2 protein-coding genes are annotated in these 18435 nt (G+C 75.7%); both read left to right on the top strand.

Annotated features, from left to right (window positions below):
• Window positions 1-38 precede the first annotated feature (38 nt).
• Entirely contained in the window at window positions 39-11936 is an 11898-nt protein-coding gene (locus tag BI06_RS39065) for an SDR family NAD(P)-dependent oxidoreductase (protein ID WP_369826372.1), read from the top strand.
• Between the two features lie 85 nt (window positions 11937-12021).
• Window positions 12022-18435, top strand: a 6414-nt coding sequence (locus tag BI06_RS39060) for a type I polyketide synthase (protein ID WP_369826368.1), incomplete at its 3' end; no start/stop codon positions are given.

The raw sequence follows: 18435 nt of genomic DNA, 5'->3' as shown, positions 1-18435 counted from the left end.
CCGACCCGACACCCGAACCAGGACGGCGGCTCCCGATGGTGAACGACGACAAGCTGAGGGACTACCTCAAGCGCGTGACGGCGGATCTGCACCACACCCGCCGGCGCCTGACCGAGGCCGAGGAAGCGGGCCGCGAACCGATCGCGGTCGTCGCGATGAGCTGCCGCTACCCCGGCGGCGTACGGTCCCCCGAGGACCTGTGGCGGCTGGTCACCGACGGCACCGACGCCATCACCGGCTTCCCCCGCGACCGGGGCTGGGACCTGGACCACCTGGACGACCCGGAACAGCTGCGCGAGGGCACCAGCCACACCGCCCTGGGCGGCTTCCTCGACGACGTCGGGCACTTCGACCCCGGATTCTTCGGGATCTCCCCGCGCGAGGCGCTCGCGATGGACCCGCAGCAGCGGCTCCTCCTGGAGACCACCTGGGAGGCGTTCGAACGGGCCGGCATCGACCCCGCGACCCTGCGGGGCAGCAGGACCGGAGTCTTCGCCGGAGTGATGTACCAGGACTACGCGGTACGGCTGCGCCAGGTCCCCGACGACGTGGCCGGCTACATCGGCAGCGGCAGCTCCGACAGCGTCGCCTCCGGCCGCGTCGCCTACACCTTCGGTCTGGAGGGCCCGGCGGTCAGCATCGACACCGCCTGCTCCTCCTCGCTGGTCGCCGTCCACCTCGCCGCCCAGGCCCTGCGGGCCGGGGACTGCACCCTGGCCCTGGCCGGGGGCGCGATGGTGATGTCGACACCCGTCCCGTTCGTGGAGATGAGCCGCCAGGGCGGCCTGGCCCGGGACGGCCGCTGCAAGTCCTTCGCCGCAGCCGCCGACGGCACCGGCTGGGGCGAGGGCGTCGGCATGCTCCTGCTGGAGCGCCTCTCCGACGCCCGGCGCAACGGCCACCCGGTCCTCGCCCTGATCCGCGGCACCGCCGTCAACCAGGACGGCGCCAGCAGCAGGCTCACCGCTCCCAACGGCCCCGCCCAGCAGCGCGTCATCCGCCACGCCCTGGCCAACGCCGGACTCACCCCCGCCGACGTGGACGTGGTCGAGGCGCACGGCACCGGCACCCCGCTCGGCGACCCGATCGAGGCCCAGGCCCTGCTGGCCACCTACGGGCAGGACCGCGCGGACGGGCAGCCGCTGCTGCTCGGCTCGCTGAAGTCCAACATCGGGCACACCCAGGCGGCGGCCGGCGTCGGCGGCATCATCAAGACCGTCCTCGCCATGCGGCACGGCACCGTCCCGCCCACCCTGCACGCGCAGGACCCGTCCCCGCAGATCGACTGGACCGCGGGCGCGGTACGCCTGGTCACCGCGAACACCCCCTGGCCCGAGACCGGACGGCCGCGCCGGGCCGCGGTGTCCTCCTTCGGCGTCAGCGGCACCAACGGACACGTCGTGCTGGAGCAGGCGGACGAACCCGTCCTGGACCAGGACGCCGGCCCCGCCGCGCCCGCCACCCCCGCCGTGCTCCCCTGGGTGCTCTCCGGACGCACCGCCGAAGCACTGCGCGCCCAGGCCGCACGGCTCCGCGACCACCTCGACGCCCATCCCGGCCCCGGTCCGGCCGAGATCGGCCACGCCCTCGCGACGACCCGCGCCGCGCACGAGCACCGGGCGGTCCTGATCGGCACCCGTCCCGAGGAGTTCCTGGCCGGCCTCGACGCCCTGGCCGCCGGCCGCACCGCCCCCGGCCTGGTCCTCGGCACCGCCGGAACCGGCGGCGAAGTCGCCCTGGTGTTCCCCGGACAGGGCACCCAGTGGGTCGGCATGGCCGTCGAACTCCTCGACTCCGCCCCCGCCTTCGCCGCCCGCGTCGCGGACTGCGAGCGCGCCCTCGCCCCCTTCGTCGACTGGTCCCTGGAAGCCGTCCTGCGCGGCGCCCCCGGCACCCCGCCGGCCGAACGCGTCGACGTGGTGCAGCCGGTGCTGTGGGCCGTCATGGTCTCCCTGGCCGAACTGTGGCGCTCCTACGGCATCACCCCCGGCGCCGTCGTCGGCCACTCCCAGGGCGAGATCGCGGCGGCGTGCGTCGCCGGGGCCCTCTCCCTGGACGACGCCGCCCGGGTCGTCGCCCTGCGCAGCCGGGCGATCCGCGCGCTGTCCGGCCGCGGCGGCATGGCCTCGGTGGCCCTGCCCGCCGAACAGGTCGCCGAACACCTCGTCCCCTGGGACGGCAGGCTCTCCGTCGCCGCCGTGAACGGACCCGCCTCCACCGTGGTCTCCGGCGACACCGACGCGCTCGACGCGTTCCTCGACCGGACGACCGCCCTGGACATCCGCAGCCGCCGCATCCCCGTCGACTACGCCTCGCACAGCGCCCACGTCGAGGACATCCGCACCGAACTGCTCGCCCGGCTCGACGGACTGGACCCCCGCCCGTCGGCGATCCCCTTCTACTCCACCCTCAGCGGCGGCCTGCTGGAGGACACCACCGCCCTGGACGCCGACTACTGGTACCGCAATCTCCGCGGGACCGTCCGCTTCGAACAGGCGACCCGCGCCCTGCTCGCCGACGGCTACCAGGTCCTCCTGGAGAGCAGTCCGCACCCCGTCCTCACGGTCGGCGTCCTGGAGACCGCCGAGGACGCGGGCGCCGACGCCACCGCCGTGGGCACCCTGCGCCGCGACGACGGCGGCCCCCGCCGGTTCACCGAGTCCCTGGCCGAACTCCACCTGCGCGGAGTCTCCCCGGACTGGGACGCCGTCTTCGCCGACCGCCGCCCCGGACGGGTGGAGCTGCCCACCTACGCCTTCCAGCGCGACCCGTACTGGCTGGAGGACGGCGCCGGGCCCGTCGCGGACGTCACCTCCGCCGGACTGGCCCCCGCGGACCATCCGCTGCTGGGCGCCGTCGTGGTCCTCGCCGACAGCGACGGCCTGCTCCTCACCGGCCGCCTGTCGGCCCGCACCCACCCGTGGCTCGCCGACCACGCCGTCGGCGGCCGGGCACTGCTCCCGGGCACCGCCTTCCTGGAACTCGCGCTCCAGGCCGGAGCCCGCGTGGGCTGCCCCCGGGTCGAGGAGTTCACCCTCGAAGCCCCCCTGGTGCTGCCCGAACACGGCGGCACCGTGCTGCGGCTCACCGTGGGCGCGCCCGACGCCCGGGGCCGCCGCCCGCTCAGCCTGCACTCCCGGCCGGACGCACCCGCCGACGGCGACCCCGAGGACGACGAGTGGACCAGGCACGCCGAAGGCGTCCTGGCCCAGGACGGCGCGAACGGTGCGAACGGCACGAACAGTGCGAACGGCACGAACGGCACGAACGGCACGAACGGTGCGTACGGCGCCGGCGGCTCCGAGGCCGGCGGGCCGATGCCCTGGCCGCCGCCCGGTGCCGAACCCCTCGCCCTGGACGGGCTGTACGACCGCTTCGCGGCGAGCGGATTCGCCTACGGCCCCGCCTTCCAGGGGCTGCGCGCGGCCTGGCGGCGCGGCGACGAGGTCTTCGCGGAGGCCGTCGCGCCCGCCGGGTCCGCCCCCGACGCCGCCCGCTTCGGCCTGCACCCGGCCCTGCTGGACGCGGCCCTGCACGCCACCGGCGTTCCCGGCACCCCCGGCGCGGACGCCCACCCCGAGGGACGGCTGCCGTTCTCCTGGAACGGCGTGACCCTGCATGCCACCGGCGCCGACGCGATCCGCGTCCGGCTCGCCCCGGCCGGACCCGACGCGGTGGCGCTCACCGTCGCCGACGCGGCCGGCGCCCTCGTGGCGACCGTGGACGCGCTGGTCCTGCGGCCCGCGGGCGCGGTCGGCCCCGGTGCCGACCGCGCCCCCCGGGGCGCCCACCACCAGGACCTCTACGCGCCGGAATGGGTCACCACACCCCGGCGCGGCAGCGGCGCACCCGTCCACCGCACCGCGGACCTGGCCACGCTGCTGGCGGCCGTCGACGCCGGAGCCCCGGTGCCCGGAACGGTCCTGCTCGCCCGCGCGGAGCCCGCGGCCGCGGCCGGACCGGCCGAGGCGGTCCGCGCTGCCGTCCACCGGGCCCTCGCCGACATCCGGACCTGGCTCGCCGACGACCGCTTCGCCGACTCGCGCCTGGTGTTCGCCACCCGGGGCGCGGTCTCCGCCGGGGAGGGGGAGGACGTCACCGACCCCGCGCACAGCGCGCTCTGGGGCCTGGTCCGCTCGGCCCGCTCCGAACACCCCGGGCGCTTCGCCCTGCTCGACCTGGACCACGACGTTGATCTCGACCGCGACGCCGACGCCGAGCACGGTACCTCCGCGGGCGTCGCCGCGGCCCTCGCCTCGGGAGAACCGGAGTCCGCGGTCCGCGGCGACGACGTCCGCGCACCCCGGCTGGTCCGGGTCCTCAGGAACGACCCGGACCAGCCGGACGACGCGGCAGCGCCCCTCAGGGCCTTCGACCCGGACGGCACGGTCCTCGTCACCGGCGGCACCGGTCTGCTCGGCTCCCACGTCGCCCGCCGCCTGGTCACCGGGCACGGCGTCCGGCACCTGCTGCTGCTCTCCCGCAGCGGCCCGGCCGCCGCCGGAGCCGAGGAACTGCGCGCCGAACTCGCCGCGCTGGGAGCCGAGACCGCCGTCGTCGCCTGCGACGCCGCGGACCGGGCGGCCCTGGCCGCCGTCCTCGCCGACCTGCCGCCCGCGCACCCGCTGACCGCCGTGGTCCACACCGCGGGCACCCTCGACGACGGCGTCGTCACCGCACTCACCCCCGAACGGGTGGACGCCGTGCTGCGCCCCAAGGTCGACGCTGCCCTCCACCTGCACGAACTGACCCGCGACCTCGACCTCACGCACTTCGTGCTCTTCTCCTCGGCCGCGGGCACCTTCGGCGGCCCCGGACAGGCCAACTACGCCGCCGCCAACGCCTTCCTCGACGCCCTGGCCGTCCGGCGCCGGGCGGCGGGGCTGGCCGGCCAGTCCCTGGCCTGGACCCTGTGGGAGCAGCCCAGCGCCCTCACCGGACACCTGGACGAGGACGACGTCCGGCGCCTCGCCCGGTCCGGGATGCCGCCGCTCTCCACCGAGCGGGGGCTCGCGCTCTTCGACACCGCCCTCACCGTGGACCGGCCCGCCTTGGTCCCGATCCGCCTCGACACGGCCGCTCTGCGGTCCGCGGCGGCGGACGGCACCCTGCCGCCGCTGCTGCGCGGCCTGGTGCGCACACCGCCGCGCCGGGCGGCCACGGCCGCGGAGGCGACGGTGGGGGACAACGCCCTGCGCCTGCGCCTCGCGGCCCTCGACGCCACCGGACGGACCCGCCTGCTCGTCGAACTCGTCCGCACCCACGCGGCAGCGGTCCTCGGCCACGCCTCCCCGGACACCCTCGACGCCGGACGGGCCTTCCGTGAACTGGGCTTCGACTCACTGGCCTCGGTGAACCTGCGCAACCGCCTGAACACCGCCACGGGCCTGCGGCTTCCCGCCAGCCTGGTGTTCGACCACCCGACCCCGGCGGTGCTCGCGGACTTCCTGGCCGCCGGACTCACGGACACGGAAGCGGGCGCGGCAACTGTCGCGGCCGTACCGGCGGTTCCGGCCGGCCGGAACCGGGACGCGGACGACGACCGGATCGCGATCGTCTCCGCGGCCTGCCGCCTCCCCGGCGGTGTCCGCTCGCCCGAGGACCTGTGGCTGATGCTGGCCGAGGGCCGCGACGGCATCTCCGGTTTCCCCACCGACCGGGGCTGGGACGTCGAAACCCTCTACGACCCCGATCCCGACCGCGTCGGCACCTCCGTCACCCGCGACGGCGGCTTCCTGCACGACGCGGCCGAGTTCGACGCGGAGTTCTTCGGCATCTCGCCGCGCGAGGCCCTGGCCATGGACCCGCAGCAGCGGCTGCTGCTGGAAACCACCTGGGAGCTCTTCGAGCGCGCCGCCATCGACCCGGCCGCCCTGCGCGGCGCCCCGGTCGGCACGTACGTCGGCCTGATGCAGCAGGACTACGCCGCCCGGCTGCTGCCCCACATCCCCGAGGACGTCGAGGGATTCCTCGGCACCGGCAACTCGGGAAGCATCGTCTCCGGACGCCTGGCCTACTTCTTCGGTCTGGAAGGCCCCGCCGTCACCGTGGACACGGCCTGCTCGTCCTCGTTGGTGGCGCTGCACCTCGCGGTACGGGCGCTGCGGTCCGGCGAGTGCTCGCTGGCCCTGGCCGGCGGCGTCAACGTGATGTGCAGCCCCGAACTGTTCGTGGAGTTCAGCCGGCAGGGCGGACTCGCCCCGGACGGCCGCTGCAAGTCCTTCGCCGCGGCGGCCGACGGGACGGCCTTCGGTGAAGGCACGGGCATGCTGCTGGTGGAGCGGTTGTCGGACGCGCGGCGTCTGGGGCATCCGGTGCTGGCGGTGGTGCGTGGTTCGGCGGTGAACCAGGACGGTGCGAGCAATGGTCTGACGGCGCCGAACGGTCCGTCGCAGCAGCGGGTGATCCGGGCGGCGCTGGCGGACGCGGGGTTGTCGGCGTCCGAGGTGGACGTGGTGGAGGCGCACGGCACCGGTACCACGCTCGGCGACCCGATCGAGGCCCAGGCCCTGCTGGCGACGTACGGTCAGGACCGGCCAGCAGAACGACCTTTGTGGATCGGCTCGCTGAAGTCGAACATCGGCCACACCTCGGCTGCCGCCGGTGTGGCGGGGGTCATCAAGTCGGTGCTCGCCCTGCAGCACGGCGTGATGCCCAAGACGCTGCACGTGGACGGCCCGACGCCCGAGGTGGACTGGTCGGCCGGAGCCGGGCGGTTGCTGACGGAGGCCCGTGCGTGGGACGACACGGGACGTCCGCGCCGGGCGGGTGTGTCCTCCTTCGGCGTCAGCGGCACCAATGCCCACGTCATCCTCGAACAGGCCCCGGCCGACCCGACAGCCCCCGCAGACACGCTCGTCGACGGGCCCGGCACGCCGGAGACCGCACCTGCCGCCGTCCCCCTGCTCCTTTCGGCGCGCACTCCGGAGGCGTTGGGTGCCCAGGCTGCGGCACTGGCGGCCCGGATCGGTGACGGGTCCGGCGTCCGCGCCGCGGACGTGGCCTTCTCGCTGGCCACGGGCCGCAGCGCGCTGGGGCACCGCGCGGTGCTGGTGGGCACGGAGGAGGACCTCGCAGAGCACCTCACCGCGCTGGCGGAGGGTGCTGCGGTGTCCGGCGGCGGGTTGGTTTCCGGTCGTTCGGTGTTGGTGTTCCCGGGTCAGGGTTCGCAGTGGGTGGGGATGGCTGCGGGTCTGTTGGCCGGGTCGGAGGTTTTTGCGGGGCGGATGGCGGAGTGTGAACGGGCTCTGGCGCCGTACGTGGACTGGTCGTTGGTGGAGGCGTTGGGTTCGGAGGCGCTGTTGGCGCGGGTGGATGTGGTGCAGCCGGTGCTGTGGGCGGTGATGGTGTCGCTGGCTGAGGTGTGGCGTTCCTTCGGCGTCGTCCCGGACGCCGTGGTGGGTCACTCGCAGGGTGAGATTGCGGCCGCCTGTGTGGCCGGCGGTCTGAGTCTGGAGGACGGAGCGCGGGTGGTGGCGTTGCGTTCTCGCGCGATCAAGGTGCTGGCGGGGCGCGGTGGCATGGCGTCGTTGCCGTTGCCGGTGGACGTGGTGCGGGAGCGGCTCGCCTTGTGGGCGGGGCGGTTGTCGGTGGCGGCGGTGAACGGTCCGTCGTCGACGGTGGTGTCGGGTGACGCGGACGCGGTCACGGCACTGGTGGATGTCCTGGTCGGCGAGGGTGTGCGGGCGCGTCTGATCGAGGTGGACTACGCCTCGCACTCCGCGCACGTGGAGGAGATCCGCGAGCGCCTGCTGTCCGACCTGGAGGGAATCGATCCGGTCTCGGGTTCGGTGCCGTTCTTCTCGACGGTGACGGGCGACTGGCTGGACACGAAGGCGTTGGACGCCGGGTACTGGTACCGGAACCTGCGGGAGACGGTGGAGTTCGGGCGGGCCACGGAGTCGTTGTTGGGGGAGGGTTTTCGGTTCTTCGTGGAGCCGAGTCCGCATGCGGTGCTGGGTGTGGCGGTGGGGGAGTCGGTGGAGGCCGCGGGTGCGGACGCCGCGGTGCTGGGGACCTTGCGCCGTGGAGAAGGTGGCGTGGAGCAGGTGCTGCGTGCGGTGGGCCGCGCGTGGGAGTGCGGCCTTGCGGTGGACTGGTCGGGTGCGTTCCCGGGGGCGCGGCGGGTGGACCTGCCGACGTACGCCTTCCAGCGCACCCGCTACTGGCTCGACGTTCCGACCACGAGCCGGGACGTCGCCTCGGCGGGTCTCACCACGACCGGGCACCCCTTGCTCGGCGCGGCGATGCAGGTCGCGGACTCCGGCGAACTGCTGCTCAGCGGCCGGATCTCGCTGCGGACCCACCCCTGGCTCGCCGACCACGCGGTGTCGGGCGTCGTCCTCCTCCCCGGCACGGCCTTCCTCGAACTCGCGCTGCGTGCCGGGGCCGAGGCGGACTGCCCGGTGGTCGAGGAACTCACCCTCGGATCGGCGCTCGTGCTCCCGGCGGAGGGAGCCGTCCACCTGCAGCTCCGGGTGGCTGCGCCCGACGGCGACGGCCGGCGCGGGCTCAGCGTGTTCGCCCGGACGGCACAGGAGGCCGACACGCCCTGGATCGAGCACGCCACCGGCGCCCTGGCACCCCGGCCCGCCGGGGACCGGTCCGAAGGCGCGGCCGGCCTGCTGAGCTGGCCGCCGCCCGGTGCCGAACCCGTCGACACCGGCGACCTCTACGAGCGCTTCGCCGAGGCCGGGTACCACTACGGCCCCGCCTTCCGCGGCATCCGTGCCGCGTGGCTCCGCGGCGGCGAGGTGTTCGCCGAGGTGGTGCTGCCGGAGCGGCAGCACGCCGACGCCGCAGGGTGCGTGCTGCACCCCGCGCTGCTGGACGCGGCCCTCCAGACCGCCGCACTGCTCCCCGACCAGGACGGCCGGGCCCGGCTGCCCTTCAGCTGGAGCGGTGTGACCGGCGGGACCACCGGGGCCACCACGCTGCGCGTGCGGCTCGCCGCGGACGCGCCGGACGCCGTGACCCTGCACGCCCACGACCTGTCCGGACGGCAGGTCCTCGGCGTGGAGGCCCTGCTGCTGCGGCCTCCGGCCGCAGGAGGCCCGCTCTCCGCGACCGCCCACGCCGACCTGCTGTACCGCCTCGACTGGACCCCGGCCGCCGAGCAGGCCGACAGCGCCGTGCCCACCTGGGCCGCCCTCGGCGGTGCCGTCCCCGGCGCGGAGTCGTGGCCGGACCTCGATGCCCTGGGGGCCGCCCTCGCAGCGGGCACCGCCCTCCCCGAGGTGATCGTGGCGGCCGTCGCCACCGCCGACCTGCCCGACCCCGCCGACCGGGTCCGCGCCACCGCGCACCAGGGCCTCGCCCTCGTCCAGCAGTGGCTGGCCGACGAGCGGTTCGCCGAGGCCGGGCTGGCCCTGCTCACCAGGGACGCGGTCCGTACCGGCCCGCTCGACCGTCCCGTCGATCCGGCCCAGGCCGCCCTGTGGGGCCTGGTGCGCAGCGCGCGGGCCGAGCACCCCGGGCGCTTCGTCCTCGTCGACACGCCCGGCAACGGCGAGCCGGCCGACGCCCTGCCCGCGGCGCTCGCCGCCGGGGAACCCGAGCTGGCGCTGCGTACCGGCCCGCCGCTGCTGCCGCGGCTGGTCCGCGGCGGACGGCCGGACGGCACGCTGTCCCTGCCGGACGGCGCCGCCTGGCGGCTCACCACCGACGGCCGGGGCTCCGTGGAGGACATTGTGGCGGAGCCCGCTCCTGCGGCCCTCGCCCCGCTGGGCAAGGGCGAGGTGCGGATCGCGGTGCGCGCCGCCGGGCTGAACTTCCACGACGTCATCGCCGCGCTCGGCCTGGACCCCGACCCCGAGCAGCAGGGCCTGGGCAGCGAGGGCGCCGGAACCGTCGTCGAGGTGGGCCCGGGCGTGGACGATCTGGCACCGGGGGACCGGGTGATGGGAATCTTCGGGGGTGCGTTCGGCCCGACCGCCGTCGCCGACCGCCGCACCGTCGCCCGGATACCCGCGGGCTGGTCCTTCGCCCGCGCCGCGTCCGTGCCGGTGGTGTTCCTCACCGCCTACTACGGTCTGTTCGATCTCGGCGGACTGCGGCGCGGGGAATCGGTCCTGGTACACGCCGCGGCCGGCGGTGTCGGCACGGCGGCGGCGCAGCTCGCCCGGCACGCCGGTGCGGAGGTGTTCGCGACCGCCTCCCCCGCCAAGTGGGACGTCCTGCGGGCCGGCGGACTGGACGACGCGCACATCGCCTCGTCCCGCAGCACCGACTTCGCGGAGAAGTTCCTGACCGCCACCGGCGGGCGGGGGGTCGACGTCGTACTCGACAGTCTGGCGCGGGAGTTCGTCGACGCGGGTCTGCGGCTGCTGCCGAACGGCGGCCGGTTCGTGGAGATGGGCAAGACCGACGTCCGCGACCCCGAGGCGGTCGCCGGGCAGCACCCCGGCGTGCGCTACCGGGCGTTCGACCTGATGGAGGCCGGTCCGGAGCGCATCGGCGAGATGCTCGCCGAGGTCCTGGGCCTGTTCGAGCAGGGAGTGCTGCGTCCGCTGCCCGTCACCGGCTGGGACGTCCGGCAGGCCCCGGCCGCGCTGCGCTCGCTCGGCCAGGCCCGGGGCGTCGGCAAGAACGTGCTGCTGCTGCCCGCTCCGCCGGACCCCGCAGGGACCGTCCTGGTCACCGGGGCCACCGGCACCCTGGGACGGCTCCTGGCCCGGCATCTGGTCGTCGCGCACGGCACCCGGCACCTGCTGCTGGCGGGCCGCCGGGGCGGGTCCGCCGACGGCATGCCGGAGCTGGTGCGGGAACTGACCGGTCTCGGGGCGTCGGTGACGGTCGCGGCCTGCGACGTCGCCGACCGCGCCGCGCTCGCCGCCCTGCTCGGGTCGGTGCCCGCCGCGCGCCCGCTGACCGCCGTCGTGCACGCGGCCGGGGTCCTGGACGACGCCACGATCGCCGGGCTGACCCCGGACCGGCTCGACCGCGTCCTGCGGCCCAAGGTGGACGCGGCGCTGGCCCTGCACGAACTCACCCGGGACCTCGACCTCGCGGCGCTGGTCCTGTTCTCCTCGGGCGCCGCCCAGTTCGGCGCGGCCGGGCAGGCGAACTACGCCGCCGCCAACGCGGTCCTCGACGCCCTCGCCGCCGAGCGCCGGGCCGAGGGGCTGCCCGGCCTGTCCATCGGCTGGGGCCTGTGGGAGGAGCGCAGCGCGATGACCGCCGCGGTCACCGCGGGCCGGGGCGCCGGGGCGGGCGCGCTGACCTCGGCGGAGGGCCTCGCCCTGTTCGACGCGGCGCTGGACTCCCCGTACGCCTACCGGCTCGCGGCCAGGATCGCCCCGTCCGTGCTGCGGGCGGACGACCGGCTGCCCGCCGTGCTGCGCGGCCTGGTGCGCCCCGCCCGTACCGGCGCCGCCTCCGCCGCGGCACCGGCCCTCTCGGCGGCGCGGCAGCTCGCCGAGCTGCCCGAGGCCGAGCTGTTCCGGACCCTGCTCGACCTGGTGCGCGGCAACGCCGCGGCGGTGCTCGGCCACAGTTCGCCGAACCTGATCCGCCCGGCTCGGCCGTTCAAGGACGTCGGCTTCGACTCCCTCACCGGGGTCGAACTGCGCAACCGGCTGATGTCCTCGACCGGGCTGCGGCTGCCGGCCGCGCTCGTCTTCGACCACCCCACCCCGGAGGCACTGGCACGCCACCTCGCCGAGCGGGCCGTCGCCGCCCGCCCGACGGCCGACTCGGCGGTCCGGGCCGGGCTCGACGCCCTGGAGACCCTGCTGGACGCCCTGCCGCCGGACGGCGTCAGCGACGAACTCGCCGCGCGGATGAGGGAAGTGCTGTCCCGCCCGCTGCCCGGCGGAACACCGGCCACCGCGGTCCGCCCGGCAGGTGACGTGGACGACCTCGCCCCCGATCTGATCGAGGCGGCCAGCGACGACGAGGTGTTCGACTACATCGACCGGCAGTTGGGATCCGCATGACCGGGGCAACGGTCCGCGCAGCCCGAGCACCCCGCGCAGCCCGAGACGAGATCCGAGCAGCCCGAGACGAAAGCAGCGGTGTCCAGTGAGCGACCAGAGGATGCGCGACTACCTCAACCGGGTGATCATCGACCTGCGGGACACCCGGCAGCGGCTCCGGGAGGCCGAGGCCCGCACGAGCGAGCCGATCGCGATCGTATCGATGAGCTGCCGCTTCCCCGGTGGTGTCCGCACCCCGGAGGACCTGTGGGAACTGCTCGCCGAAGGCCGCGACACCATCGGGCCGGTCCCCGGCGACCGGGGCTGGGAGAGCGCCTGGCCGTCCGGCGGCACGGTTCCCGGGCAGGGGGCGTTCCTCGACGGCGCGGCGGACTTCGACCCGGAGTTCTTCGGCATCTCGCCCCGTGAGGCGGTCGCGATGGACCCGCAGCAGCGGTTGCTGCTGACGGCGTCCTGGGAGGCCGTCGAGCAGGCCGGGATCGACCCGCTCACCCTGCGGGGCAGCCGTACCGGGGTGTACGCCGCGGCCATCGACCAGGGGTACGCGACGCTGGGCCCCGGCGCCGCCGAAGCCGTCCAGGGGTTCCTGATGACGGGGAACTCGATGAGCGTGATGTCCGGGCGGGTGTCCTACGCGCTCGGACTCGAAGGCCCCGCCGTCACCGTGGACACCGCCTGTTCGGCTTCGCTGGTGGCGCTGCACCTCGCGGCGCGGGCCCTGCGGGCCGGTGAGTGCTCCCTCGCCCTCGCCGGCGGGGTCAGCGTGATGGCGCTGCCGGCGGTGTTCGTCGAGTTCAGCCGACAGGGCGCGATGTCCCCCGACGGCCGCTGCAAGCCGTTCGCGGCGGCCGCGGACGGCACCGGCTGGGGCGAGGGCGTGGGGATGCTGCTGCTGGAGCGGCTGTCGGACGCGCGCCGCAACGGCCGTACGGTGCTGGCCGTGCTGCGCGGTTCGGCGATCAACCAGGACGGCGCCAGCAACGGCCTGACCGCCCCCAACGGTCCCTCCCAGCAGCGGGTGATCCGGGCGGCGCTCGCGGACGCGGGCCTGACCGCGTCCGAGGTGGACGCGGTGGAGGCGCACGGCACCGGCACCACCCTCGGCGACCCGATCGAGGCCGACGCGCTGCTGGCCACCTACGGCCAGGACCGGCCCGCCGACCGCCCGCTGTGGCTGGGGTCGCTGAAGTCCAACATCGGGCACACCCAGGCCGCCGCCGGAGTCGCCGGGGTCATCAAGACGGTCCTCGCACTGCGGCACGGTGTGCTGCCGCGCACCTTGCACGTGGACGCGCCCACCCCGCACGCCGACTGGCCCTCGGGCGCCGTCGAACTCCTCACCGAGGCCCGCGACTGGCCCGCCGTCGACCGGCCGCGCCGGGCCGGGGTGTCCTCGTTCGGCATGAGCGGCACCAATGCGCACGTCGTCCTCGAACAGGCACCGGAGCCGGAACCGTTGGACGGACCGGAAACTGACGGATCGGAAGCCGACGGACCGCGAGCGGTGACCGACGCGCCGGACACCGCGGCCGGGGCCGTGCTGCCCTGGGTGCTGTCCGGCCGCACCGCGTCCGCGCTCGGGGACCAGGCGGCCCGACTGCGCGCCCGGCTCGCCGCGGACGCGCCCGCACGGCCGACCGACGTCGGGTTCTCGCTGGCCACCACCCGGTCCGCCTTCGAACACCGGGCCGTGGTGATCGGCGACGGGCACCCCGCACTGCTGGGCGGGCTCGTAGCCCTGTCCGGACCGGGCACGGACCTCCCCACCGACCCGGCCTCGCCCGCCGACGTCGTCGTGGGCACCGGCCGGGTCGTCGAGGGCCGCACGGCCCTGGTGTTCCCGGGCCAGGGCTCCCAGTGGGCCGGCATGGCCCGGGACCTGCTCGCCACCAGCCCCGCCTTCCGGGACCGCCTCGCCGCCTGCGATGCCGCCCTCTCCGCCCATGTCGACTGGCGGCTCCCCGCCGTCCTGGCGGGCGCGCCCGGGGCACCCTCGCTGGAACGGGTGGACGTGGTGCAGCCGGTGCTGTGGGCGGTGATGGTGTCATTGGCCGCGCACTGGGAGTCCTGGGGCGTCCGGCCCGACGCCGTGGTCGGACACAGCCAGGGCGAGATCGCGGCCGCCGTGGTGGCGGGAGCGCTGAGCCTGGAGGACGGGGCGAAGGTCGTCGCCCTGCGCAGCCGGGCGATCCGGGCGCTGGCCGGACTCGGCGGCATGGTCGCGGTGTCCCTGCCCGAGGACCGGGTCCGCGCCGAGATCGCCCCCTGGGCCGAGAAACTGTCGGTGGCCGCCGTCAACGGGCCCGCCGCCGTGGTCGTCTCCGGGGAACCCGGGGCCCTGGCCGAACTGCTCGCCCACTGCGACGCACAGGGTGCCCGGGCCCGGTCCGTGCCCGTGGACTACGCCTCGCACTCGGCCCAGGTCGAAGGGATCAGGTCCGAGGTGCTGGCCGCGCTGGCCGGCGTACGCCCGCTCCCGGCCCGCATCCCGCTGTACTCCACCGTCACCGGCGACCTGCTCGACACCACGGCCATGGACGCCGACTACTGGTACCGCAACCTCCGCGGAACCGTCCGCTTCGAGGCGGCTGTACGCTCCCTGGTCCAGCAGGGCCACGAGGTCTTCGTCGAGGTGTCGCCGCACCCGGTGCTGACCATGGCCCTCCAGGACACCGCCGAGGCCACCGGTGCCGCGGAGCCGCCCGTGGTCGTCGGCACCCTGCGCCGCGACGACGGCGGACTGCCCCGGGCCCTGCGCTCGGCCGCCGAACTGTGGGTGGAGGGCGTGGCCGTCGACTGGTCCGCGGTGTACGCCGGCACCGGTGCCCGCCCGACCGCCCTGCCCGGGTACCCCTTCCAGTCCCGGCGCTACTGGCTGGAGCCGGAGGCGGTGTCCGACACCGCACCGGCCGCCGACCCGCACGACACGGCCTTCTGGCACATGGTCGACCACGACGCCCCGGCCGAGATCGCCGCCCACCTCGCCGTCGACGAGAACGCCCTCGCCCCCGTCCTGCCGGCCCTGCGCGGCTGGCGCAAACAGCGGCGCGACGAGAGCGTCATCGACTCCTGGCGCTACCGCATCGGCTGGCAGCCGGTGCCCGACCCGCCGGCCGCCACGCCCGCCGCCGGCACCTGGCTCGTCGTCCTGCCCGCCGGACACGAGGACGACGCACGGGTGCGCGGCCCGCTGCTCGCCCTCGCCGAAGCGGGCGCCACCGTCGTCACGGCCGAACTCACGGACGCTGCCGTCCGCCGCACCGACCTCGCGGACACGCTCGCCACCGCCCTCGGCGACCGCGTCCCGACGGGCGTGCTGTCGCTGCTGGCCGCCGCCGACCGGCCCCACCCCGACCACCCGGCCCTGCCCGCCGGGACGGCACTCACCGTCGCCCTGGTGCAGGCCCTGGGCGACCTCGCCGTCACCGCACCCCTCTGGTGCGCCACCACCGGGGCGGTGTCCACGGGCCCGGACGACCCGGTCACCCACCCCCGCCAGGCACTGGTCTGGGGCACCGGACTGGTGGCCGCGCTGGAACAGTCCGCCCGCTGGGGCGGACTCGTCGACCTGCCGCCGGACCTCGACGCCCGCGCCCGGGCCCGGCTCGCCGCCGTACTGACGGCCGCCGGCCCCGCCCCGGACGGTGTCGGCCGCGAGGACCAGCTCGCCCTGCGCCCCACCGGCCTGCTGGCCCGCCGCCTCCGGCGCGCCCCCCGGAACGACGACGGCCGTACGAAGCAGTGGAAGCCCCGCGGCACCGTCCTGCTGACCGGCGGCACCGGAGCCGTCGGCCCGCACCTCGCCCGCTGGCTGGCCCGCAGCGGCGCCACCCACCTCGTCCTGCCCGGCCGCCGCGGCCCCCAGGCACCCGGCGCGGCCGAACTCGCCGCGGAACTGGCCGCCCTCGGCGTACGACTGACCCTGCCCGTCTGCGACCTGGCTGACCGTCAGGACGTAGCGGCGCTGCTCACCGGCCTGGAGACGGCGGGCGACCCGGTCACCGCGGTCGTCCACGCGGCCGCCTTCGTCGCGCTCGCCCCCCTCGACGGCACACCGATGTCCGCCTTCGAACAGATCGTCGCCGCCAAGGCCGCCGGCGCCGAACACCTCGACGCCCTGCTCGACCGCGAACTCGACGCCTTCGTGCTGTTCTCCTCGATCGCCGGAGTCTGGGGCAGCGGCGACCACGGCGCGTACGCCGCGGCCAACGCCTACCTCGACGCCCTGGCCCAGCACCGCCGGGCCCGCGGCCTCACCGCCACCACCGTCGACTGGGGCATCTGGCAGGCCGAGAACCCCTGGCAGGACCGCGTCGCCGGAGCGGACGCCGACCTGTTCAAACTGGAGCAGCACGGCCTGCCCCGGATCGCCCCCGACCTCGCGGTCCAGGCCCTGCGACAGGCACTGGACGACGACGAGACCGTACTCGCCGTCGCCGACGTCGACTGGGAGCGGTTCGCCGCCGTCTTCACCTCCACCCGCCCCAGCCCGCTGCTCACCGGCATCCCCGAAGCCCGCCGCGCGCTGGCGGCCGCGACCGGCGACACGGAGGCACCCGCCGCCGCACTGCTGCGCCAACGGCTCACCGCCCTCGGCGAGTCCGAGCAGCACCGCCTGCTGCTCGACCTGGTCCGCACCCACGCGGCAGCCGTCCTCGGCCATCCCTCGGTGGATGCGATCCGGCCCGGCGCGGCCTTCCAGGACCTGGGTTTCGCCTCCCTCACCGCGGTCGAACTCCGCAACCGGCTCAACACCGCCACCGGGCTGCGGCTGCCGTCCACCCTGATCTTCGACCACCCGTCGTCCGTCGCGCTCGCCCGGGAGATCCGCGCCGAACTGCTCGGCCGGCAGGCCGCCGAGCCGCGCCCCGACGACCCGGACACCGCCGCGCACACGCCCGCGTCCGACGACGACACGATCGCGATCGTGTCCATGGCCTGCCGCTTCCCCGGCGGCATCGGCACCCCCGAGGACCTGTGGCGCCTGCTCGCCGACGGCGGCGACGCCGTCTCGGACCTCCCCACCGACCGCGGCTGGGACGTCGAAGCCCTCTACGACCCCGACCCCGACCGCCCCGGCACCTCGACCACCCGGCGCGGCGGCTTCCTGCACGACGCGGCCGAGTTCGACGCGGAGTTCTTCGGCATCTCGCCGCGCGAGGCCCTGGCCATGGACCCGCAGCAGCGGCTGCTCCTGGAGACCACCTGGGAGGCGATCGAACGCGCCGCCATCGACCCGGCCGCCCTGCGCGGCAGCCGCACCGGAGTGTTCACCGGTGTCAACTACGCCGACTACGCGGCCGTCGTCGCCCGGTCCGAGGAAGGCGACGGCCACCTGCTCACCGGCAGCGCACCCAGTGTCGTGTCAGGCCGGGTCGCCTACACCCTGGGCCTCGAAGGCCCCGCGGTGACCATCGACACGGCCTGCTCCTCCTCGCTCGTCGCCATGCACGTCGCGGGCCGGGCGCTGCGCGGCGGCGACTGCTCGCTCGCCCTGGTCGGCGGCGTCGCCGTGATGGCGACCCCCGGCGCCCTGATCAGCTTCTCCCGTCAGCGGGGACTCGCCGAGGACGGCCGCTGCAAGGCCTTCTCGGACGACGCGGACGGCATGGGCATGGGCGAGGGCGTCGGCGTCCTGCTGCTGGAGCGGCTGTCGGACGCCCGCCGCAACGGACACCCGGTCCTGGCGGTGGTCCGCGGCTCCGCCGTCAACCAGGACGGCGCCAGCAACGGACTCTCCGCCCCCAACGGCCCCTCGCAGCAGCGGGTGATCCGGGCGGCGCTGGCGGACGCGGGCCTGACGGCGTCCGAGGTGGACGTGGTGGAGGCGCACGGCACCGGTACCACGCTCGGCGACCCGATCGAGGCCCAGGCCCTGCTGGCGACGTACGGTCAGGACCGGCCAGCAGAACGACCCCTGCTGGTCGGATCCCTCAAGTCCAACCTCGGCCACGCCCAGGCGGCATCGGGGGTGGCAGGGGTCATCAAGACGGTGCTGTCCATGCGCCACGGGCAGGTGCCCCGGACCCTGCACGTCGGCAGGCCCTCCGGCCACGTCGACTGGACGCGCGGCGCGCTGGCCCTCGCGACCGAGCAGCAGCCCTGGCCGCTCCACGGTCGCCCCTTGCGGGCGGGTGTGTCCTCCTTCGGCCTGAGCGGCACCAACGTCCACGCCATCCTCGAACACACCCCCCTGGAGGACGACGGCCCGCCGGCCGAACGCACCCCCCTGCCGGCGGTGCCCTGGCTGCTGTCGGCGAAGAGCCCGCAGGCACTGCGCTTCCAGGCCGACCGTCTGCGCGGCCACCTGGACGGCGGCCCCGTGGCCGACCCTCGCGACATCGGGTCCGCCCTGCACGCGCGCACCGCCTTCGAGTACCGGAAGGCACTGGTCGGGGACCAGGACCAACTGCGCACCCTGCTAGGGCAGATGGCCGACGACGACTCGGGGGCGTGGGACGGCGGCCGCCCGGTCGACGGTCGTTCGGTGTTGGTGTTC

The organism is Kitasatospora sp. MBT66 (assembly GCF_000710405.2).
In the GTDB taxonomy this organism is placed as follows: domain Bacteria; phylum Actinomycetota; class Actinomycetes; order Streptomycetales; family Streptomycetaceae; genus Kitasatospora; species Kitasatospora purpeofusca.
Note: the sequence above shows the minus strand (reverse complement) of the source record. Positions and strands in the feature narration are given on the sequence as shown.